The organism is Candidatus Thiodiazotropha endoloripes, assembly GCF_001708965.1.
In the GTDB taxonomy this organism is placed as follows: Bacteria; Pseudomonadota; Gammaproteobacteria; order Chromatiales; family Chromatiaceae; genus Thiodiazotropha; species Thiodiazotropha endoloripes.
Genome location: NZ_LVJW01000003.1, coordinates 789,981 through 812,588 on the forward strand (window position 1 = coordinate 789,981; position 22,608 = coordinate 812,588).

Annotated in this window: 15 protein-coding genes and 1 pseudogene; 8 read left to right on the forward strand and 8 right to left on the reverse strand. The window is 45.9% G+C overall.

Features of this window, described 5'->3' with window-relative positions; genetic code table 11:
• Positions 1–184: 184 nt before the first annotated feature.
• Positions 185–2,674 carry an EAL domain-containing protein gene (locus A3193_RS03630; RefSeq protein WP_069014103.1) on the reverse strand — a complete coding sequence of 830 codons (2,490 nt, stop codon included), beginning with the start codon at positions 2,672–2,674 and terminating at the stop codon, positions 185–187.
• Positions 2,671–3,504 (reverse strand): phosphate/phosphite/phosphonate ABC transporter substrate-binding protein, encoded by an 834-nt coding sequence (locus A3193_RS03635; protein WP_162272514.1) that lies wholly within the window; start codon positions 3,502–3,504, stop codon positions 2,671–2,673. Before A3193_RS03635 ends, A3193_RS03630 begins: the two co-directional genes overlap by 4 nt.
• 627 nt (positions 3,505–4,131) lie before the next feature.
• Between A3193_RS03635 and A3193_RS03640 the strand changes: the two genes are divergently transcribed.
• Complete coding sequence (locus A3193_RS03640; RefSeq protein ID WP_069004864.1) at positions 4,132–4,500, forward strand: YajD family HNH nuclease; 369 nt, start codon at positions 4,132–4,134, stop codon at positions 4,498–4,500.
• Positions 4,501–4,503: 3 nt separating this feature from the next.
• Positions 4,504–4,758, forward strand: a complete 255-nt coding sequence (locus A3193_RS03645; protein ID WP_069004805.1) for a DUF2164 domain-containing protein — start codon at positions 4,504–4,506, stop codon at positions 4,756–4,758.
• Positions 4,759–5,162: 404 nt separating this feature from the next.
• On the opposite strand, the gene A3193_RS03650 is transcribed toward A3193_RS03645, so the two are convergent.
• Positions 5,163–6,044: a nucleotidyl transferase AbiEii/AbiGii toxin family protein gene (locus A3193_RS03650; protein ID WP_235614890.1), complete on the reverse strand. Its 882-nt coding sequence runs from the start codon at positions 6,042–6,044 to the stop codon at positions 5,163–5,165.
• 28 nt (positions 6,045–6,072) lie between these two features.
• Complete coding sequence (locus A3193_RS03655) at positions 6,073–6,906, reverse strand: type IV toxin-antitoxin system AbiEi family antitoxin domain-containing protein (RefSeq protein ID WP_235614891.1); 834 nt, start codon at positions 6,904–6,906, stop codon at positions 6,073–6,075.
• Between the two features lie 973 nt (positions 6,907–7,879).
• Between A3193_RS03655 and A3193_RS03660 the strand changes: the two genes are divergently transcribed.
• Positions 7,880–9,223, forward strand: coding sequence for an AIPR family protein (locus tag A3193_RS03660; RefSeq protein ID WP_162273728.1), 1,344 nt, complete (start codon positions 7,880–7,882; stop codon positions 9,221–9,223).
• Positions 9,224–10,318: 1,095 nt separating this feature from the next.
• Here the strand turns inward: A3193_RS03660 and A3193_RS03665 are convergent.
• Entirely contained in the window at positions 10,319–10,912 is a 594-nt protein-coding gene (locus tag A3193_RS03665) for a DUF4007 family protein (protein WP_069014106.1), read from the reverse strand.
• Between the two features lie 282 nt (positions 10,913–11,194).
• Between A3193_RS03665 and dndB the strand changes: the two genes are divergently transcribed.
• The 5 genes and pseudogenes from dndB (at position 11,195) to A3193_RS03690 (ending at position 17,125) form a co-directional block, all read left to right on the forward strand.
• The gene (dndB, locus tag A3193_RS03670) at positions 11,195–12,280 is read left to right on the forward strand and encodes a DNA sulfur modification protein DndB (RefSeq protein ID WP_083218547.1); all 1,086 of its coding nucleotides are present in this window, start codon (positions 11,195–11,197) and stop codon (positions 12,278–12,280) included.
• Complete coding sequence (gene dndC / locus A3193_RS03675; protein WP_069014108.1) at positions 12,277–13,809, forward strand: DNA phosphorothioation system sulfurtransferase DndC; 1,533 nt, start codon at positions 12,277–12,279, stop codon at positions 13,807–13,809. The genes dndB and dndC overlap by 4 nt, the downstream gene beginning before the upstream one ends.
• Positions 13,806–15,821 (forward strand): DNA sulfur modification protein DndD, encoded by a 2,016-nt coding sequence (dndD, locus tag A3193_RS03680; RefSeq protein WP_069014109.1) that lies wholly within the window; start codon positions 13,806–13,808, stop codon positions 15,819–15,821. The genes dndC and dndD overlap by 4 nt, the downstream gene beginning before the upstream one ends.
• Positions 15,821–16,174, forward strand: a complete 354-nt coding sequence (locus A3193_RS03685; protein WP_069014110.1) for a DndE family protein — start codon at positions 15,821–15,823, stop codon at positions 16,172–16,174. The genes dndD and A3193_RS03685 overlap by 1 nt, the downstream gene beginning before the upstream one ends.
• Before the next feature lie 119 nt (positions 16,175–16,293).
• Positions 16,294–17,125, forward strand: a pseudogene (locus tag A3193_RS03690) (helix-turn-helix domain-containing protein).
• A gap of 498 nt (positions 17,126–17,623) precedes the next feature.
• On the opposite strand, the gene A3193_RS03695 reads toward A3193_RS03690, so the two are convergent.
• The 3 genes from A3193_RS03695 to A3193_RS03705 all read right to left on the reverse strand — a co-directional run bounded on the left by A3193_RS03695 (position 17,624) and on the right by A3193_RS03705 (position 22,542).
• A complete protein-coding gene (locus A3193_RS03695) occupies positions 17,624–20,416 on the reverse strand; it encodes a PriCT-2 domain-containing protein (RefSeq protein WP_069014111.1) in 2,793 nt (930 codons plus the stop codon).
• A gap of 143 nt (positions 20,417–20,559) precedes the next feature.
• Positions 20,560–20,787, reverse strand: coding sequence for a hypothetical protein (locus A3193_RS03700; RefSeq protein ID WP_069014112.1), 228 nt, complete (start codon positions 20,785–20,787; stop codon positions 20,560–20,562).
• A gap of 216 nt (positions 20,788–21,003) precedes the next feature.
• Complete coding sequence (locus tag A3193_RS03705; RefSeq protein WP_069014113.1) at positions 21,004–22,542, reverse strand: tyrosine-type recombinase/integrase; 1,539 nt, start codon at positions 22,540–22,542, stop codon at positions 21,004–21,006.
• Between the last annotated feature and the right edge of the window lie 66 nt (positions 22,543–22,608).

The window sequence follows — 22,608 nt, forward strand, 5'->3', positions numbered from 1 at the left end:
TGGTACTATAAACGCATTTCTAAATTGAAGTTACATCATCCATTATAACAGCTGAGTTAAAAACGGTAGCTGGCAGCAGATTGAATATGGGATGGTCATAGGCTTCAATTTTGTCAAATCACTAGCCCTGGTAACAAGCACAAACGCAGAAGGCGGTGTCTGACCAAAAATGCAATGGTTGACATTAAACAGATACGGATGAATCAACGACTGACTTCACTTTCTGGGCTGACGATACCCAGGTTGCGAGCTCATCAAAAGGCAGTGGTCGACTTATCAGAAAGCCTTGGATCAGGTCACAATGCCAAGAGCGCAGCATTTCGAGTTGTTCTTCATTCTCCACACCTTCGGCTATGCTATCAATCTTCAGGCTTCGTGCCAGTCCAAGTAGTGCCGTTGTAATCTGAGCATCCTCTATATCATTGGTTAAGTCACGTATAAAGGAACGGTCAATCTTAAGTGCGTCGACGTGAAATTGTTTTAAATAAGTGAGTGAGGAATAGCCTGTACCGAAGTCATCAATGGCAAGCCGAATACCACGAGCTGCTAGTTCTGCAGCATTTAACTGGCTGAGATCACGTTCCAATAGTGTGCTCTCGGTAATCTCCATTTCCAACTGCTGAGGGGTAACACCTGATTCACTTACTGCTTCATCGATGAGTGACAGCAGTTCAGGTTGTTGAAACTGCACTGCTGAAAGATTGATACACATGCGTAAGCCGGATACGCCTCCCTGTTCCAATTGTCTGAGCGCATAGCATGCCTTTTGCAATATGCTGCCAGTGAGGCGGGTGATCAGGCCGGTCTCTTCCAGTACTGGCACAAAGTGTTCTGCTGACTGCAGTTCACCATCTTTTCTCCAGCGCAAAAGTGCCTCGATGGCAATCAGCTCATTGGTATTACTATCTACCTGGGGTTGGTAATGCAGTTCAAATTCGTCATTTTCAAGTGCTTGGCGCAGATCCGATTCGAGCGCTAGACGTTCATGAGCCAAGTGGTCGAGTTCCGGGGTGAAGAAGCTGAATACTGCCTTTCCTTGTTCCTTGGCCAGATACATTGCGGTATCCGCATTTTTGATCAGAGCGTCAGTTTCTGTTGCGTCCTTCGGATAGAGTGCGACGCCAATACTGGTTGTGATGAACAGATCACGGTGGTCGACCTTGAATGCCGGTGTCAATGTGCGGATGATATTTTGTGCGACCTTTTGCGGACTGAACTCTTCATTGAGATCCTCGATGATCAGTGTGAACTCATCACCTCCCATGCGAGCCAGGGTGTCACTTTCGCGGACAATGGATTTCAGTCGTTTCCCGACATGGCGCAACAATTCATCGCCGACATCGTGGCCAAGTGCATCATTGATTGATTTGAATCGATCCAGATCAAGGAATAACAATGCAAATTCGCTCTGCCTGCGGCGAGCCTGCTTGATGGTATGGTTGAGTCGTTCATAGAATAGATTTCGGTTGGGTAAGCCGGTCAGGGCATCATAGTTTGCAAGCTGCTGTAACTGCTCGTTGGAGCGTTGTTGTTCAGTGATATCCTGGATAGTACCGATAAAACCGACAATCCCATCCTCCTGATGGTGTTCGGGTTCACCTCGGATGAACAGGGTGCGGGACTTACCATCAGCACGACGGATGTTAAAATTAGCTGATACAGGCTGTTTGAAACGTCCCTGCAAAATCGCAAAAACCCTTTCCTGGTCTTCCGGTACGACATACTTGAGCAGGTTCTGTACCTCAGGTTCAAATGCTTGATAGTCGACACCGAATGTCTTGTAAGCGCCATATGAAAGCACCAGATCCGTTTTGCCCGGTCGCCACTCCCAGTAGCCGAATGCGGCCATTTCCTGAGCCCGGTCGAGTAACCTTCCTGCCTTATCAAGGTCGTTTGCCATTTTGTTCAATGAACCGGCAAGACGGCCAAGCTCGTCACTGGTGTCTTCGATAAGTCTGTGTTCAAGATTACCTGCTGCATAGTGTTCTGCTGCATCCGCCATCTTGCGGAGAGGGCGTGATAGTGAAACCGACAGACGCCAGCTGATAATCGTTGTGATGATGACTACCAGCCCCAGGCTGGCGACAGCTATCAAGAGGAAGCCCTCTTGGAATTCCTGCCATGCTTTGGCTACTTCAGTTGCCAAAACGTTAGAGAGTTGTTTATGACCCAAATCAGATGTTTCGACTCTTGCATACCCGGCAATCTCATCACCATAACCGACAACGAAATAGAGCAGATCGCCATCCTGGGTCGGTACAATAACTGGGCTACCAGGTATTAGATTGTCCGGGATATCAACCTTTTGCCCATAGCTTGGGTTTTCGATTGAGCCATCGGTAACAACACGACGGTGGGTGTCGAGGATCAACAGGGAGTCCGGTTGCAGCCAGCTCTGGATCTGAGTCAGCTCCTCGTTAAGAGTCGAAATGTCGATGTTGTATAAAGGGTTGAACAGCCGGTTGCTAAGGTAGTTGCCACTGTTATGAAGGGCAATAAGATCAAATGATGTGTGCACCGCTGAAAATGACTCGACTAATTCTGTACGCATTTCATTGGTGCGTTGAAACACAAGATATCCCGACAGAGTGATAATCAGAAGAATGACTGCAACTAGAAATGCAGCAAAATGCAGTGCATATTTAGTACTAAGTTTGCGTAGGGAAAGGTTCATTGGCTCTTTTCAAGTACGGTTGACCAGTAATTCAGGTTCTCCCGGTCTTGATCGTTGAGACGCTCCAGCTGTTTGATACGCGCCGCCTCCTGCAGTGCCTTTCGTCCAAGATCGTTGGTATGCGCTTCCAGCAATGCCTCGACTACAGCCTGTCGCACTGACATCTCAACCTTGGGTGTAAAGGAGAATAGCCAACGTACTACTGGTCGTGTGCGGTGGATGATTTTCAGGTCTTTACGGATGCCAGTTGGTAGCCGATCCCAGTCACCATTATTGAAAGCACCAGCATCGGTACGGCCACGATGTACCCAATAGGCCTGATTGATCTCAGAATCAGCGAACACATAGCGCACAGAATCTGAGGGGAGATTCCTCTCCTCGTCAGCACCAAGTGGGATACCTGCAGCCAACAATTCGGCGCGTGGTACGAAATAGGCTGATGTTGAGCGTGGTGCCTCGAAGGCTATGGACTTTCCCCTTAGCTGTTCGAGACTGTTGATTCCGCTGTCGCTGCGGACAAAAAATACCGTGTGGTATTGTCGCTGTCCCTTTCGCCAGACCAGTAGGGTCGGCTCCAGCTCGACACTACGACGTTTGATCACCAGTGTTGGCATTACGCCCTCAATCAGAGCATCAACCCTGGCATTGCCAATATGATTGGCCATTTCGTTGATATCATCTGCGATAACCAGCTTCACAGGGCCGATTCCATGGGGGGTCAGTTCACGCTCCAGATAGCGGTGCAGGGCGGAGAATTGGGTCAGTGCATGATCGGGTTTGTCGGTTCGCTCATTGATCACGCCAAGACGAAACTCTGAGGCTGATACCATCTGACAAGGTACGCCAAAACTGAGTAAAACCACGAGAAGATTTGATACCAGCCAAACCCGCATTATTTATCCCTCCCCATCTGCTAATTTTAGTCAATAATCCAATGGTTCAGTGGATTATCGGCCAAAATATGGCGCTATATACCCTATGGGATATAGGGGGAAATCTCGATGGGTTGATCAGTAGATTACTCTCGTGGAGATATGGAAAATATTACAAGAAGGCTACTGTTTCATGACCAGATAACCAGAAGTTTGTTTAATTATATGATTTAACTTGTATTATTTTAACAAATACCTGTCTGCGCATTCTGACTTGATCCATGGCAATCTATAATTACTGGTTTATGTTGTTGGCATGGGAGCTCAACTGCTCTTTCGTTGAGACTGAAAGAGGTTGTCATCCTGGCTCCAGTGGTGAACTAGAAAATCTATGCGGATGATCTAAAAAATGATCGAATCAGTGTCAGGGTCAGGAATAGTTACAGAGATCAGTTAAAATGAGGCAATGGCAAGAAATATGAATTTAGATACTATTTCACAGCAAAAGAGTCATCTGATTTGTGTTGTGAGAAGAGTCGACTATGGATTAAATCACTTGAGCTTAATTGCTATGGGATGATTCACATGAAATCGGAAAGTTCACCAGACAAACTTGATCAAATTGTTGCCGAGGCACGGCGAAACCGGGAACAGCGGGAAAAGGGTTATCGTGAGCAGGCGTTGAAGATGTACCCCTGGGTATGCGGTCGATGCGCAAGGGAGTTCACCCGTGAAAACTTGCGTGAGCTAACTGTACATCACCGGGATCACAATCACGACAACAACCCAGCTGATGGCAGCAACTGGGAGTTGTTGTGCATCTACTGTCACGATAACGAACACTCCCGCTACAAAGATTCCAGCTACGGCGATGCATCCGACGGTAAACAGGCAAACAGAGCGACCCACAGCCCATTCGCCGAACTGGGAAACATGCTTAAGGAGAAGAAGTAACTCATGTCTGCAATAGAGTTTTCAAACGATGAGAAAATGCTCATCGTGCATAAGATCAAAAACTACTTCAGTGAAAAACTCGATCAAGAAATTGGTCAGTTCGATGCAGAGTTTCTTCTGGATTTCTTCTCTGAAGAGATTGGTTCTTATTACTACAACCGCGGCTTGCAAGATGCCCGGGCAGTACTTGAAAGCCGATTGGAAAACATCGATGAAGCTCTGTATGAGATTGAAAAACCAACTGAGTTTGCGCACTAGTGGCTATTTGAGCAATCAGTTGCCATACACTTAAAGTGGTTGTAAATAAGATACATTATCTCATTGCAGTCACACTAACTTTCAGACTAACCCACACAAATCTTAAAGCCCCTCTCCCTTTGCGGGAGAGGGTGTACGCGAAGCGTTTCATGTCTCAACTCTCAATCTGCAGGAAAAGCTAAAGACAATTCATCAGCTAACGGCATAACCTTCGAAGTTAATGGGACAGCTGTGACATTATCTGCTTAAATCAAAATAGAACTGCGGAAGCAGCAAGAAATATGACGACTTATTCAGTAGTTAAACTGGATGGGAAAGGGTGTCTTCACAGAAAGTACCTGTTAACAATATTTGGTATAATTTTAGTAGTTTAGTGATCAAACAAAACCCAATACGTTGATCTGTTATTCTGCCATATCATCAAAGGTTTTTCGTAGCTTGCTTAGCGCTTCCTCTCTCTGCTCTGAAGTCAGGCGCTGTATGTTCTGCAGTTTCCAACGGACAGCTGGCAGATCCTGTGAATGAATGTATTTCAGAAGATCCCATTTTGGTTCTCCACTCTTGAGAGATAGCAGAAAACGCTTGTGATGATCAGTCAATTGGTGCCTTAGGGTTTCTATCATTGTATGGCGGGTATGTTCCAATCGTTTGACTGTAACAATCTGCAGAGACATGCCTTGGAACTGTTGTTCAAAGACAGGTTGCAGAGGCTGCAGTCTCGGTGCGAGTAGTTCAGCAATAGGGCGGTTGCTGCTTATCAGGTAGACAACGAACAACTCCATCAACTCAGAGGTTATGCCATCATTCTCTAGCAGTATCATCACGTCAAACAGGTCGCGGGGATGTTGCCTGTCGAGAGCGGCCACCAGTTTGCCTGCGTACAGCTCTTCCAGCGACAAAACATGGGTTTCAACGTAACCAAACTGATCGGCTACCGAATCCATGACAGGGATCTCACTCGCATCAAGCACGCTACCCCGGAGAACCGGGGAGACCTCAAGCTTGATCGAAACACCACCGGCAGTTATCTGCAACCGTTGAATGTAATTACCTTCTCCTGGTATTGCAGTCACAGATGTATCAGCAAGCACGCGTTCTACATCAGCGGCAATCCCTTTCACCCCATCTTCAATTGCAAAGAGTGCGGTATCCCGGTTATCCAAAGGGAGATAAGTCAAATCGATATCCACAGACAGGCGTGGCAGGTCTCGAATAAACAGATTGATCGCGGTGCCGCCCTTCAGGGCAAATCGAGGTTCCCGTGCCACCAGCGGTAGAACACGCATAACAAGCTCCACCTGACGATAATAGGGGTTATTCCGGTTTAGCATGGAAGGCGTCCGGTACCGTTATTTGGTAGTGTTTGTCCAATCTGCCGCCTCGCGTGACCAAACGTTTACCGCGCCCCAGATCGATGGCTTCTAAATCTATGCGCTTTGTCCACGGATAGGCATAGTGGTTGGCGAGAAAAAGGAACAGTCGTTTCGCCTTATTGTGAACACAAGACTCCAGCAAGGTATTTACCACGGCTGGTCGTGCTGTGGTCAATCCTTCGAAGAGCTCTGCGGCAAAGGAAAATGAGGTAGGTGTTTCATCCACTTCACTCAACACTTCAAGGATCGCCCGCTCTGGAGCAGACACGCGTATTGTCCAGTCACGCACTTTTGTTGGCAGCATCACCCAAGCCTGTTCAGGTTCCTGGCTAAAGAGACAGCGGTGATGAAAAGACAACGCGACATTCAGTGAAACTTGTTCGACCCAGGATGGAGGCCGGTCTTTACCCCATACATGGACATTGGCATCGCCGCTGAGTGAAAGGTAATGGGCTAAACCCTGGCGATTAAGGGCGGTGACGCCACCGATATGCAGCCGTAACTGCCCCAACTTTTGCAGCCCAAGTACTACCCCTTCCCAGGTAACCGGTTCACCAGGTCGAGCGTAGACACGACTGCCAAGCGAATTGAGCCATCCGCTTAGTACATATTTGCGAACCAGCTGGGGTGTGTAGCCATTGGCCGATAGCCAAGAGCTGGGGACAGCCACCCCCTCAGGAATCAACTGCTGTAATCGGTTTAATTTTTCGTCTTTACGTATACCCATGGTATATTTATAGAGCAAATATTGAACTAAAGATAGATTTTGGTTCAATTAAACTAATAAAAATATACCTGTGGTTTATTTTCTTGGATTTTAACGAACGATGACAATATCAATTGCTGACTGTCCCGGTTTGGCACGGGAATGCCAAATCAAGCTTGCCATTAAGAGGGTGAGATGTTTGTTTTTATTTTTGGTGGGCCCACTAGGACTCGAACCTAGGACCAAGGGATTATGAGTCCCCAAGAAAATCAAATAAATACAGCAGGATAAAGGTATTGCATTAAAAAAATAGACTATAAGTAGACGATGCAGGCGTGAAAGATTAGTTTTAAAAGGTACGTGTAGTTTTTATACGTGATACAGAGCATACACCTCAATACCCAACAAATACCCACGATCACAGTTGGTTATTGTATCTGTTGTTATACCCCCTGGGCAGGGACCATGGGGGGTATGTGCATATGGGTATATATAGTCCCAACAATTTTAGTTCGTTTTTGATGTCCCTCTTTTATGAGAGATCATGACGTAATATGGAGGATAGTGCGAAAAGGAAGCTCTGGCCGAAACGTTTCCTCGCTTGTTGGCTCAAGGGGATACCTGCTAACTAATAATGACTCAATTCAAACTAATATAAACAGCCTGAAAATGCACGCCAGAGGAAATCAGGGTAATAGGTAGTAGCGGTAAGAGATACAAAATCACTTCGATTTTCGAGACGAAAGAATTGCCCTTGTTTACAAGAATTGGGCAGGTGGTGGGTTGCGGCCCGTTGTGTGTGATTGCCATGTCTTGACACAGTTTGACAGGTCACAAGATGGATGCTAACTTATAACTGCCTATCGGATGATGGGTGAGCTCCGGATGGAGCAGTAGCTAGAGTCCCTGGTAAGGGACGCGGTAGCCGTAAGGCAGCCAACCGGCGAGGTTTGGCAGGCGATAATGTCCTCTCTAATAAAGTTGGATGATCTATCCTTCCATACCTCATGAAATTTACCCTGATTTACATAAGGGATTCGTCATGAGTTCATTTATTCTAAGAATCAAAGACGCCCAGTCTCAAAATGGGAAAGTGAGTAAGTTGACTGGTAATGCAACCCTTTCAACGTTTGCTGACCTGATCACTCATTCGGATTTGGATGCAAACCCCAGGACTGCAAAGAAAAACCAGGTGGCTGACGACATTGTTGCAACGTTGCATGAAACCCCTGAGCTGTTCCAGTTTATGTCTAAAGGCATCTTGTTTGCGGCGAGAGGAGTTCGTCCTCTCGAGCGGTCTCGTTTCCAGATCCAGGTAGCGAACCCGAAGAAAGAAGGGGTCTTGGACGGAGGGCACAATACCTTCGCCATAGGTCGCTATATTCTCGAGCATACCGGTTACGACAAGGTGAGAGAGGTGCGTGATTGGGGGGATCTGAAAAAACACTGGTCCGAGCATCTGACTGAAATTGAAAAGCAGCGTACTGAGCTGCCGGAAATTCTCATCCCGATCGAGATCGTACATCCGGCGGATGCCCCATCAGGCGAGCAGGACTTCGAGGACTCGGTCCTTCCTATTAGCGCTGCTCGAAACAACAATGCTCAACTCAAGGAAACAGCAAAGGCCAACAAAGCCGGGCTGTATGACGAACTGAAGGTAAACATGGACCCTGCGATTCGTGATGACGTTGAGTGGAAGGAGAATGATGGTGGTCGTTTGAAGGCAGCAGATCTCGTGTCATTAGCTCTTATCCCTTTGTCTGCTTTGCCGGCTGGAAAATATCCTGTTGCCAAGCAGCTCAAGGATGCTCCGTCCGTTCTGTTCTCGTCTAAAGGGCAGTGCGTAAAACTCTACAATGACTTCATGAAGCAAAAGGGAGTCACACAGCAAGTCACGGGTGATCGCATCGTCGAAGTTGTTGACCCAATGGTGAAGTCTGCCCTTGCCCTGATCAACGATCTCCCGCGGCTGCATGACCTAATCTATACCCGTCTGCCTGATGCGTATAACAAGGCAAGCCCTGGGTTTGGACGCATTAACAGTGTGCGTACCCTGGATCCCGCGAAGTGGAAAAGTGACAAAAAATCATACATGCGTCATCCTGCGAAGACCAAGTATTATCAACACAACGTGAACTGGAGTTATCCAGATGGTTTTATGTATCCATTAGTTGTTAGTTTGGCTGAGTTGGTCGAGGTCGATGGTGACGAAGTTCGTTGGAGTAAGGACCCTGATGAGTTCATCAGGCAGAAGTTGTCGGTAGTTCTGAAAAGTGGCTATCAGGCGATTATCCGTGGGCAGGAGTATGACCCGGCCAAAGTGGGTAAAGAGAAGGGCTCATATGAACTGGTACAGAACATGTACAGGGTCGTTGAGCATCTCTGAGAATTTCATGCTAGTTTAATTATGACTAGCTTTTGATCCACGAAGCCCCCGTTTTGGGGGCTTTTTCATGTGCTTTAAACGCAGGCGCACTAATGTCGGTGCGAATCCTACCCTTAATTGATCACAACAACGAATTGAAGACGCAGGTTGAATGGTGACCGACCTTGAGGAGGAAGCGTGGAGCGAAGCTACTCATGAGTGTCAACGGGACCAAGCACGTGTTAGCAAGTGTGCGTGGTCGTAAGTGTCTCTGGTGTGATTCTGGTTTGGCCTAGAGTAACGAGCCGAAACGGAAGGTTACCGCTTTACCATTGAAGGCCTTCAAGAAACCGATCAATCAGCTACCCCTACGTGCGGAAAGTCGCTGCATGCTTTAGGTGGCGGGCTGATTATGCTTCTACTCGCTCTGTCGTAAAGCCTACTACTGGCTATCGTAGACTGATTGAACCACTGCAGCACCGGCCATGGTCCGTCTAGCTCAAGCAGAGGAGGGGAGGCTCAACGATGCACTGTGGAATTATATGCTCTTCTCACGAAGCCAATGGTGGTCCAGCGGGATACTGCATACACACGCTTTTGGTGGTACATGATTGCCAAGCAGTATATTTCGGTTATCAGTATTACCTACTTCGATCACCTTGGAGTTCCTAGTTTCTCATGACCTACGCCTGGCGCGCAGCACGGCTGCTCGCTTGTATCCTGTTGCGGGGCCCTAACCTAGGGCCAGGGAGTTTAGTTGCTAGTAAATGGGGCGGCGGGGAAGTGTCATCTGTGCGTTTATGTTGATCATGTACTAAGTAGCCGGAATGATTATATTTATAGGTGCCTTCGTGTACCGTAGACAAGCGGTCTAATGGCAGAGATATAGGCACTGTCTGTTCTGCATAATTGTAGGCAACCAAATCATCATTATGTTTGTGGACCCTAGTGCAGTCAAATAATGGGATGTTCTATATAGAATAAATTAACGTCCATTTCAGGTCATAAACTTCCTTGTCGAAACTCGCATAGACAAACAATAGCGCCAGGGCGTCGAGTGTGTTTTGTCGGATTGACAGGTTTGACTGCTATTTGAAGCAGTTCGACTGTCCAATGTTATTGGTAGGCTTTAGCGATAGCTGACACAGATTTCCAAGGCCCTAAAGTCCGAGGTTCGCCTCGAACAAACAAGTTGTTATTTTTGCTGATTAAATTGAGCTCACCCAGCCCTGACCTCTGAGTATATGCATCTAGGATTTTTCGGCAGATTACTTTATTCAGTTGGCTACCAGGCCCAAAATGCTGCTCACTGTGGCTGCGTAGCTTCCCTGTGAGACCGTCCAGTAACTCTCTACTAGTGAAGGTTGGGTGCTTGGGTAAGAAATTGTGGGCGAAATAATGCCATGCTTCTGCGCGTTCAGGATCTGTGGTTAGCTCGTGATGAAGAAACCACAGCGAAACAGATGAGTTCAGGCCTGGGTCGTGACTCCAAACTGCCGCCCCCTTGGGGGTGAGTTTAACCGGCATTCCTTGCTCTATGAGCCCAACTTTGTGGAGCCAGCTTCGGTACTTTTGTGCAAATGGTTTACCGTATCCTAGAGGTTTTGCTAGCTCGGTGTCGTCCCAAGAGGGATTTTGTAATGCGGCCTGCAAGACGGCAACAAAATTAGATCTGTTTAGGCCAAAACTGCCATGAAAGTAGACGGTCATTGTTCTTATCCGGAAATACCAATACCATTTTTATAGGTCAATTCCCGCTACATGGGAAGGTAACAAGAGTAAATCCTAATACCACTTTTTCTTTGTGACATTAAGTGTGCTTCTCTCATTATCTAATTATATGAGAATGAATAGCAAAATTTTCGGATGATTGGCGTTCGCCTCCTGCGAAGCGGTGTTTTTTAACTATCGCATGGAAGTTAACTTGAATTTTACTATCACTTCCTCTACTATCAATAAACTTCCATGTTAGTCTCTAGTGGGTTTTTGAAAATGAATGACACCGGCTACTCGAATACATTTCCAGCTATCCGTGGGGTACAAGCTGGCCGGCCTTGCTATATAGCCATGTGCCCGATGCGAATTGTGCCGAAACTGTTCAAGTTCGATGAGGAGGAGGTGCCTGCGGAGCTCCGTGCGCAGCGTGTATTGAATCGATCTCGGATACCAGAGATATCCACCTACCTCGTAGACAATGCTCGAAATTACACGTTGTCATCATTGACCGCTTCGGTGGATGCTGTGGTTCACTTCGAGCCCTTGGCTGATACAGGGCATGGCCAGAATATCGGTACTCTGTCGATACCTATGGATGCCCAAATTTTAATCAATGACGGGCAACATCGCCGTGCGGCCATTGAGGAGGCCATAAAAGAAAACCCAGAGCTCGCGCACGACAACATTTCCGTACTGTTTTTCATCGACCAGGGCTTAGCTCGTAGCCAACAAATGTTTGCGGATCTCAACAAACACGCAGTGAGACCTAGTGATTCTATCAGCACCTTATACGATCAGCGTGATTCGCTTTCTGATTTAGCAAGGCACGTCCAAAAAAATGTTAATGTTTTCAGTCGCCTTACTGAAATGGAGAAATCCAGTATCTCTAATCGTAGTACCAAGCTTTTCACGCTTAGCAGTATAAAGAACGCCTCCAAGGCACTGTTACGTAAATCGCCTAAGGAGCTGGTCTCTAAAGACGAGAAAGAACTAGCTGTTGCTTATTGGAACGAGGTGGCTGCCAACATGCCTGATTGGCAATCTGCTCTTGAGAAAAGGGTGACGACCTCAGAGTTGAGGGAGCAGTACGTACATGCCCATGGTGTGATGTTGCAGGCGATGGGTAGTTTGGGTGCGGACCTCATACAGATGAAGGGGACCACCTGGAAACGCAAATTGAAGAAGTTATCAGGAATCGACTGGCTCAGAACCAACAAAGTCTGGATGCAGCGCTCTATGGAGAACGGACGTATCAGCAAGGCTCGTGTGAAGGTCGTGCTGACGGGTAACTTTATCAAGCAGCAGTTAGAAGTTCCATTGACCCATGAGGAAGAGGGTTTTGAGCAGGAGTACGCGCCATGACTCAGTCCTTGCCGATTGATAGTTACCTGGCGCACGATAAAGCCGTTAGTACGCTGAATATCGCGGAACAGCCCTTACAAGAGATCATCAATGGAATGAAAGAGGTCTATCTGGCTGATACCAGGCCATGGATTATTGGTTTTAGCGGGGGAAAAGACTCTACTGTCGTGCTGTCATTGGTATTCACGATGCTTAATCAATTGACTACAGACCAACGCAGAAAACAAGTATACGTAGTCTCTTCCGATACCTTGGTAGAAACGCCAGTCGTTGTTGATTTAATCAAGAAGGTACTTCGAAATGTAAATGAATCAGCACGGTATGGTAATCTTCCTGTCTCAGCGCATGCTGTGCACCCAAAGATGGATCAAACCTTTTGGGTTAATCTACTTGGGCGTGGTTATCCTGCACCTAAGCAATCATTTCGTTGGTGTACGGAGCGTATGAAAATCGATCCGGTCAGTGACTTCATAACCGACAAGGTGGCAAAATTCGGAGAAGTAATTGTCGTTCTGGGTTCTCGTCGCCAGGAAAGTGCATCTCGCGCGCAGGTGATTGCTAAGCACAGAATAAGAAATTCAGCGCTAAGTCGGCATACAACACTCCCTAACGCCTATACTTTTATGCCTATCGAAAACTGGAGCGCAGACGAGGTGTGGGAGTACCTCATGGCAGGACCTTGCCCGTGGGGTGGTGATAATGCTGAGTTGTTTGAGCTTTATAAAGGCTCTAATCAGGGCGAGTGCCCTTTGGTTATCGATACTAGCACTCCCTCATGTGGTAACTCTCGTTTTGGTTGTTGGACTTGTACTGTTGTTAGCGAAGACCGAGCCCTTCATGGTCTTATCGAAACAGGTAACGCATGGATGCAACCATTATTGGATTTTCGCAACAAGCTGTATGACTCGATAGACCCAAAAAATGCCTCTGCTTACCGCCATGTAAAACGACGGACCAATCGCGTGACTTACCGTCATACCCGCGGCAATGAAAAAGATGACATTAAAGTTCGTCATATTCCCGGTCCATACAAAATGGAACACCGGCAGAGATGGCTGAAAGATTTGCTCGAGATACAAAAGCAACTCGAGGTATCTGGTCATAGCTTCGAGTTGATTCGTAAAGAAGAGCTTCAATCTATTCGACAGCAATGGCTTAGGGATCCGATCGAACCTGATGTTGTAGATTCGTTGCCACAAATTTATCGCGAAGTGTTTGGCGAGCGCATTGAATGGGTTGACAATGACGCAGGAGTATTCTCTACACCAGATGCATTGTTATTACGTGACCTCGGTGAGCGTTATGGCGTACCAGCTGAGCTGGTAACGAAACTACTAGAAGTGGAGTTATCAAAAAGTGGCCTTGGAAAACGCATTGGTATTATGCGAGAGTTAGAGATGGTGTTGCGGCAAGATTGGGATATTGATGAGGCTCTTGAATATCGGGAGCTGGAGTTTGAAACAAATTCCGCCTGGCGTGAAAAGATCCGCACTTTACAAGAGGCGTACGATAAGGCCCCAACAGTATGATTATAGAAAACCTAACCTTGCGAGACTTCCGAGTTTTCGATGGAGAGCATCAGTTCGATCTGCAACCTCGCGTCAAGTACAACAAGAAGCGACCTATCATCTTGTTTGGCGGCTTGAATGGCGCCGGAAAGACAACCATCCTGTCCGCGATACGTCTCGCTTTATATGGACGGATGTCACTTGGGTCTAATGTATCCAAGCGAGAGTATGATGAATTTCTCAAAAGAAGCATTCACCGCACTAGAGGAGACGAAGGGGGCCGAGATTCTGCAGTAGTGGAATTGACATTCAGCTACGCCTCGATGGGTATTATTCAGCAATACATTATTAAACGTTCTTGGCGCTTGACTTCCAGCGGGATTAAAGAAGATCTCTCCATCACTCAGGATGGCGAACTTTTACCAAACATGACAGCTGAACACTGTCAGGGATTCTTGAATGAACTCGTTCCCATTGGAGTGTCTGACCTTTTCTTTTTCGATGGCGAGAAGATTGCCGATCTTGCCGAAGATGCTACTGGCGAAGCACTAGGAGAAGCCATCAAAAAGCTTCTTGGCTTGGACTTAATCGAAACGCTGGATGCTGATTTGGGCATATTTCTTCGCGGCCTTTCTAAACAAGCAGCACCCAAAGAGGTCAAAGCAAGGATGCAACAACTTGAGGCCAAGCTCTGTGAACTGGAGAACGCAGCAGGAGAGGCACTTTCCCACTACGAGCAGCTTAAGCCGCAGGAAATTGAGCTAAAGGCAACGTTGGAGAGGCTAGAGTTGCAGTTATCTTCAAAGGGTGGAGCTTGGGCAGCAACAAGAGATGATGAAATACGAAAAGAAGCGGAGTTATCCGAAGAGAAGAGACAGATTGAGAAAGAAGTTCGTGAAGTACTTGATGGTTCGTATCCGTTGTCACTAGCAACCAAATTAATGAAGCGGACATGCCAACAGCTTGAGCGCGAGGCCAAGCAGATGGAGTTAGTCGCGGCTAGTAAACTGGCTACGGAAAGATTGACGGCGTTGGATAAGCGATTATGCAAGATCTTAGAGGATGAACAACTATCGAGGGTTCGCAAAACGATCAATGAGGAATTTGACGAGTTATTGTCTTTAGCTGACAACCAAGAACTAATTCACGGAGTATCCGGAAGGGCATTAGCAACGGTTCTTGAAACAATGAGAAATGCCAAAGGTGCTGCCAGAAAAAAGGCTGTCGCTTTAGCGAAACAAATGCAGGCAACCCAAGATAAGATTGACGTGGCAGGAAAAAATATTGCCAGAGCACCGTCTGAAGAACAGCTTCAGCCAATCGTCGACCTGATCGGCAAGACACATGAGCTCCTAGGTAGTTGCAAGCTGAAGCAAAGACAGCATATAGAGGATCATAAGCATAAGTTAAGAGAAGCACTTGTCGTGGCGAGAAAGCTTGAACAGGAGTCCTCTCTACTGACCGCTGGTAAAGAAAAAGACCGAACCACCGCCTACGCCAATGGTACACGAGGGCTGCTGAAAGATTTTGCGGCTGAGATAGCGAAGAGCAAAGTACAAGACCTAGAAAACGAGTTTATTCAATCGTTTCATCGGCTGACCAGGAAGGATGATATTGATTATGTGGCATCTATTGATCCAGAAAACTTTTCTGTAAAGTTACTGAGAGCAGATCGAACTGAAGTTGATAAGAATGAGTTATCGGCAGGTGAGAAACAGATTTATGCAATTGCGATATTAGAGGCACTTGCAAGAACCTCTGGCAGGAACTTGCCGATCATCATTGATACTCCACTTGGTCGCCTTGACTCCATTCATCGCTCAAACTTGGTCAACCACTATTTTCCAGCTGCTAGCCATCAGGTGATTATACTGTCAACAGATACCGAGGTGGATGAGTCTTTTTATGCTGATCTATCGAAAAGTATATCTCATGCATTTGAACTGAGGTACTCACCTCAATATGGTCATACGTGCGCAGAAGAAGGATACTTCTGGAAACAAAGAAACTTAGATTTACAGGGGGCAGTCTGATGTTGCCTAGGGCAGTAACACTATCTAAAGCCGCTACAGATAAATTCCGGATGATGAAGGGTATGACTGGAGTTACTCCCAACATACTAGCTAGAATGGCATTGATGCTCGCGGTTGAAGATGGGACAAGTCTAAAGAACGCTAGTGTCTCGGACTCAGATGGACAGGTTCTATCTAAGGATGTTTTGTTCGGAGAGTATGCTGCTGCATACGAGGCAGTAGTATTGCAATATATATCTGAAGTGAAAATCAATAAACCTATGCAGGAAGTGATCGTTTCCCTTATCGAAGCCGGAGCCCACAAGATGGGACACGTAAAGTCATTAGCAGATCTATTATCACTGAAGGCGTAGAAAGCATCAATGACTTGGAGTAGCCTAGGCCAAATCTGAACAATCCCCTGAATAGATATGGGTTGCCGGTTTTGATTGAAGTCTGAACTTTTGTCAAAATAACTCAAGAGGTAACCCTCATGATCAATAGTAACGAAAGAATCATTAAACGCAACGTTGGTCTGCTGAATCTGGTTGAAGAACTCAATAAGGTCTCCCAGGCTTGCAAAGTCATGGGGCTGTCGAGAGACGCCTTTTATTGATATAAAACGGTTGTAGAGGAAGGTGGTGTTGAAGTACTTTTGGATAAAAATGACACCAAGCCCAATATCAAGAATCACATCGATGAGGCCAGAGAGGCGGCTGCCTGTCTGTGATTGATTCTCCTGCCCATGACAAGACTCGTACGAGTACCGAGATTAAGAAACTTGGTGTATTTGTATCCGGCCGTAGTGTTCGTCACATCTGGTTGTTTCATGGTCTGTCGAATATCAAGTATCGTCTTAAGGTGCTGGAAGTGAAAATGGCTGAGGTAGGCCTGGTGTTAACGGAGGCCCAGTTGCAGGTGCTGGAAGAGAAAAAGCTGGATGATGAAGCCTGTAATAAAGCAAAATGGCCCATCCAGGCTATCTAGGTTCACAAGACACTTTCTACCTCGGCACCCTGAAAGGTGATGGACGGGTTTATCAGCAGGCCTTTGTGGATACCTAATCTGGTGATCAATGGCATTGAGCATGCCAAGACACGGGTCAAATCGCCGCAGACCGATGGTATCTGCGAGCGCTTCCACAAGCCATTCTGCAGGAGTTTTAACAGGTAACGTTACGTAAGAAGATCTATTCGGACCTCGAATCACTGCAGACGGATCTGAACGAATGGCTCCAATGCTACAATTATGATCGCACCCATCAGGGGAAGATGTGCTGTGGTTGCACACCTATGATAACCTGGGAAAAAGGCAAACAAATCTGACAGGAGAAGTTCTTGAATTGAACTTAAGATGACAGTCACTTCCGGATAATCCGGTAACTGTCAGATCAGGTCGCTATTACTACAAGCTCTGGAAAGTCAAGCATATCAAAGCAACATTGTAAGTATTGTGGTCAAGTCATTTTGACCACAGTTTTTTGTTCTTTCCGGTACTGCTCATAACTACTCTGTGTGCTATTCCTTCATTGTGAATATGCGGCCTCTAATTGACATATATAGAGAGTAATACAGCTTGATAACTAGTACTGTGCTTCCATCGTTGCCACGCAATCTAACATATACCCTTAGAGTCAACACTAACGGAGTTTATCGGAACATGTGACTATAGCATTTACATTACCCCTACATCTCAGCCTCACATTATACAAGACCCTCAACCCCTACCACTCTCCAATAGTATTATTATGGAACATGGTAAGGGTTTTGTACGACGAGTATTATCTGTCTGATTCGCAAATATGGGAGATAAGTCTTGTTATCCTAATGGGCCTGATTTGACAGGGGTTTACGCCTAAGGAAAGATTGTCCATTTGAAGGTCTAGTCCACTCATATTGAAGCTTCTCTACTCGCTTTATTGCATCTCTCCAGGTACGACTATTTGTCTGTGTGATGCCAAGAAATTTTGTAATGCTCTTGATAGAGCACTTTCCTTCAGAATCAGGAAGAGAATTAAGATAAGCAATTATCCTCTCTGCTATATCTAATACTGCATCAGAGATACCATGCAGAGCTAAGTGTTTTGGGGTGTATACCATCTTTTTTGCATTGGGCATGACACTTAGCAGGAGGTTCATTGCGTGTTCTTCTTTATGCAAAACCCAGCATATCATATTGCCTGCTTTTCCATTGATCACGTGCCGCATATTACCCCTGGATAGCCCCTGATACAGAATGTCAGCCTGTAGACTATCAGATACTCTCTTGATCTCTTTATTGTCCACTGAATAGGCCAAATCTCTGCTTTGTCCAACTATTGAGGCAGCTATCTCGGAGGGATCACGATAGATCACCCCTAGAGTCACAGCATATTTGACATGTGAGTAGAGATTACTCCCTCGCTCGTTGCCCCAGGTAATCACATGACAGCGCTCCCTGAATCCAAGTCCAAGGGTGTCTAAATATTCCAATATCTGGGTTTTGTAATTGACATCATTCCGGTCTTTGTACGTAAAAACCAGGAAGTCTTCCCCGGTAGGTATCAGCTTTGGCACAATATGCCCTAGCTCTTTCAAATAGAGGTTACTCTCAGCTGTTTGTCGGAATTCCTGACTCAGATAGTCCCTACTGCTTTTCACGGGCGCATGATACAAAGTAACGTTCTCATAGTCTTTCTGAATATGTCCAATATCACCCAACTTGACGCTCTTGTCATACTGCATTAGCTGGTTTACTTCAGCGCTGGCATCCAACACTACTATCTTTTTCACTTCATCCGGTACAACCACTTCAAAGTTGATATAAGCCTTATTACTGTGCGCTCGAATCAGTTTCCCGCTGGAACCAGCTTGCTCAACTAATCGTTCCAGGTTTGTTGATCCACTCTTGCCAAGTATCGTTTTCAAACATCTGAGATAGATCATTCGATCATCTGAAAAATCCGGCATATCTATCTCTGATTCATACTGTTCAGGATCCAATCGAACTTTTACTGTCTCAAGATAACTGTCCATATAATCATACTGCTCTTCAAACCCTTTTCTAACACGTCCCTCGGCCTTTCTGGTCTGATAGATGTCTTTCCATTTAGCAATATCCCCTCTAACCTGATCAATATCCAGGTAGTTACCTTGGGTGGTAACCAGCGCTTCGTCCCATACGATCAGATCCCTTTTACGACCCTGAAAGTAGAGGTATCTATCAGGATTGGTGAATCTATGTTGAACACGACCATGAGCTAACAGTAAGAATTGATACTCTTCAGCTTCTGTTATATCAATTGAGGGGATCTCTTTGTGTATATGTCCTGATGAATGCAATAAACCTATGTCCGTTTCAGGTATCCCGTCTTCAATCATTGAGTTTTTGAGCGATGCCAGATCTTCGATTCGTTCAGCGCAATAGGCTACTGAGGTTTCTAGATCTTTGTGATAGATGGAGCTTACAAAGCTACGGAAAGTCGTGGTCTTACCCATCCCAGTAGGCAGTGGGTAAGCTACTCTAATGGGCTTACTCGAATAAGCGGCATAGGCTAAGCCTTCTGTGATCGCCCAAATTGCTCTTGCGTGAGTAGTATTTACCTGATTATCGTATTTTGTAAGAAGGTTGCAAGTTCGCTCAAAAGTATTGTGAGTAAGTTCCAGCGCTTTAGATTGATACTCGTCCTCGACTAGTAGTGCCAGATCATCAGCGGTAATCCTGATATCCTGCTTTTTTTCGGGATCTGCAGTGGGATTTATCCCCGCAAGATATCGGAGCTTACCGATGCCAGCCTTGTTCGGATGGTCATCTCGGATACTTTCAACAACCCTGTAAAAGGTCTCTTGATCATACTTATCAGGTGCTTGTTGGCTCCACTCATCAAGCGTATCAATGACTTCTACAGAACGCCCATAGGTATTTAAGGCCGCAGCAATTGCCTCCACCCATTCTGCACGGGTGCAACTAGGGTCAATTTTTTCAAGATAAAGGCTCAGCTCATCTTTTTGCGGTGACCAAGTTGAAATCTGTGTTTGTTCTGGCTGCTCAGGAACAATTTTGTCAGGTATCTTCACCGTGTGAGGATTGAAACGGTGATTGCCTGGTGGCACCTCATGAAGAAATGATTCACCATCCAGAATGTATTTGGGATACAACCATTTCTGGGCAGGATTCTTTCCTGCAGGATCCAGTGGACCGAGCAGATCGTTGAAGTGATCCCACACCGCTCTATGGTGTGCTACTGCATCTACACCAACCAGTGGTTCGAGATACGGGATGACTACCCTCATTCTTGGAATCGCCTGGGTATGCTTAGCTGTTGTGTGGATTAAGCACTCGATGTCGAGTTCACTCAACACACCTCGAATCAGCTCAAAACTGGCATGGCCATCATCAATATCCAAAACCACTCCGTAGATCAAATCCATGTTTGAATGGGCAGCCGAATCCAAATCCTTGAACGTACAGAGGGTGTAAGCTTGTGTATTGTGTTCTTTTAAAGTCTGAGTCACTTCGTCTACGGGATGTATATCATCCATAGAGATCAGGCTCTGGGCTAGATTATCCACTACTACCGCCTCATTGGGCTGAGAGTGGACATTGTTAAATACTGTTATAACTAATTGATTATTCATATATTCTCCTTAGTTAGAACTCCTACATAAACGTCAGATAGCAGGCAAAAAACACTGTCTGTTATCTGTATTGAGGGTATGTGGAAGACATACCCCCATCATTAAAAAACATCCTGTTCCAAACTCCCTGATTAAGTGTGATTTCAAGCTACAAATTTTGTCTTTAGTCCGAGGCGTTTCATATATTGACTGACCTTGGGCTGATTCCATCGAGTACCATTTATTGTGGTGATGCCTAGTGTATTTAGTCCTTCAGCTATTCCGTTCTGCCCATTCCCTAAATCAATCAGTTTCTGGATAGCATCCTCGATAGCAGCCAATTTTTGATCGTTAATCTCACGTCGATGCTTCCAATAAAGTTCAAATCCCATAATTACCCCCGTAATAAAATTAAAGTTGACAAAAGTATTGTATATGTGTAATCTACCGGTGAATAAGGACAAATGCGCCCTTAATGCAATTCTAATCAAACCTCAATATTATATCATAACATACTAATAATGTAAAGCTTTATGTATGGCTAATACGAGTAGTTTTATTCGTGTATGCCTGGCCCGTTGGGCGTGCGTATCATTTTCAGGGGGTTCTTATTCATTCCCGCGCCGTGGAGTTGGATGTGCTTGCGTCTCTGTCATTTGAGAAAATTCGTCATCGTAAGGTTCGAGGAATTCCAGATCGAATAGATCGTCAAGATAATGCTTGTCGTATTCGTCAATTGATAAGATCTTGTTGCGGTACAGAAAAGCATGTAAGTGCGTGTGGATATATGCGGCACCATCATTGCTCCAAGATTCTTCGAATTTTGCATAAATCTCAGATAGTTCAGGTGTAACTGCTCCAGTGCCTTCATAGAGGTTTTCTAGATCTAATCGGCTGATCCCTTTTCCGCTATCTCTGCTCCAGTCCCCTAGACTGGTAATCCAGGTGTAAAGACGGCTTGCTTCGTCTTTGTAGTTCGTAGCCTGGGATTTTATATAATGCTTCTTTGTGACGCCTTGCTGAGAGTGCCCTAATAGGCGGGATATCTGCGAATCCGATACATTCAGATCCTCTTCTAAATAAGTGGCATAGCTCCTTCTCAGGTCATGCGGGCTGAACTCTATACCGGTTTTTTGAGTGATTTTTCTAAACTGCTTACGAAGATCGCCTATGTGTGAATAGTTGCCTCGGTTCGAGAAAACATAACCCGTTGGGGATTGGTCTGTGCTTCTAGCTAGTAGCATGGCATAGATCAGTGGTCCCATTGGAAGTGTATGATCTTTATTGCGCTTGGCTATAACAGTACAGGTTTTATCGTGAAAATTGACTTTATCCCATTTGAGTTTTTTAGCTTCACTATCACGGACGCCGGTAAACAGAAGGAATAGGAGGAGATCTCTGGCTGTCTCGTGGCATTCTGTAATGATTGCCCGGATGAAATCAAAGAGTCGTTCTTGATTGACGAAACGCTCTTTAGGGGGAAGTGGTTTGCTTTCCTCTGCGGGGAGCTGGCTCATTGCTAAAATGACGGGGTTTCGGTCCAATATGCCAATACCATTTATCTCTTTTCTTAGACCATGATTGCATATTGCCTTGAGGTATCGATTGCCTTTCTTGGCCTGCGCAGGATGGTTTTCTCTGATTGCTTTTTGGTAATAGATCTCGGCTATGTCTTCGGCGGTGATCGCTCGTACAGGGCGCCCTAGGAGGCCTGAAAAGAGGTTTTCAAGGACTGGTCGATACCATCTTTCTGTTGTCTCCGGTTTGTATTTGAAATAGTCCTCCATGAGTTCTCGCAACGTAAATTGTTGAACCGCATGCTGAGCGTTTAGTTGGTCTAGTTCTTGTTTTTGCTGAATTCTGTGTTGTACAGGATCTATCCCTGCTTTCATGAGTCTCTGGGTTTCTAAGGCCTTGTCTTTTGCGGAGTCGAGGGGTAGGGAAGGGTGGCGTCCCAAGGTGATCCTTCTGGACCTGCTGTTCTTGATACGTCCTTCGTAGATGAACGAAATCACGCCACTTTTTGAGACTTTAAGGCCAAACCCGGTTAGACCGCTATCGCGATAGAACGTATCTTTATCGGGTAACTCTTTCGCTCTGCCCTGAGTATTTGTCAGAGAGTTGATGAAGGTCTTGTTGATATTCATCTGCGTCTACCAATATCCCGTGCTCTGGTGAGTAGAATAGCAGAAAAGTAGACGTTAAGTAGACAA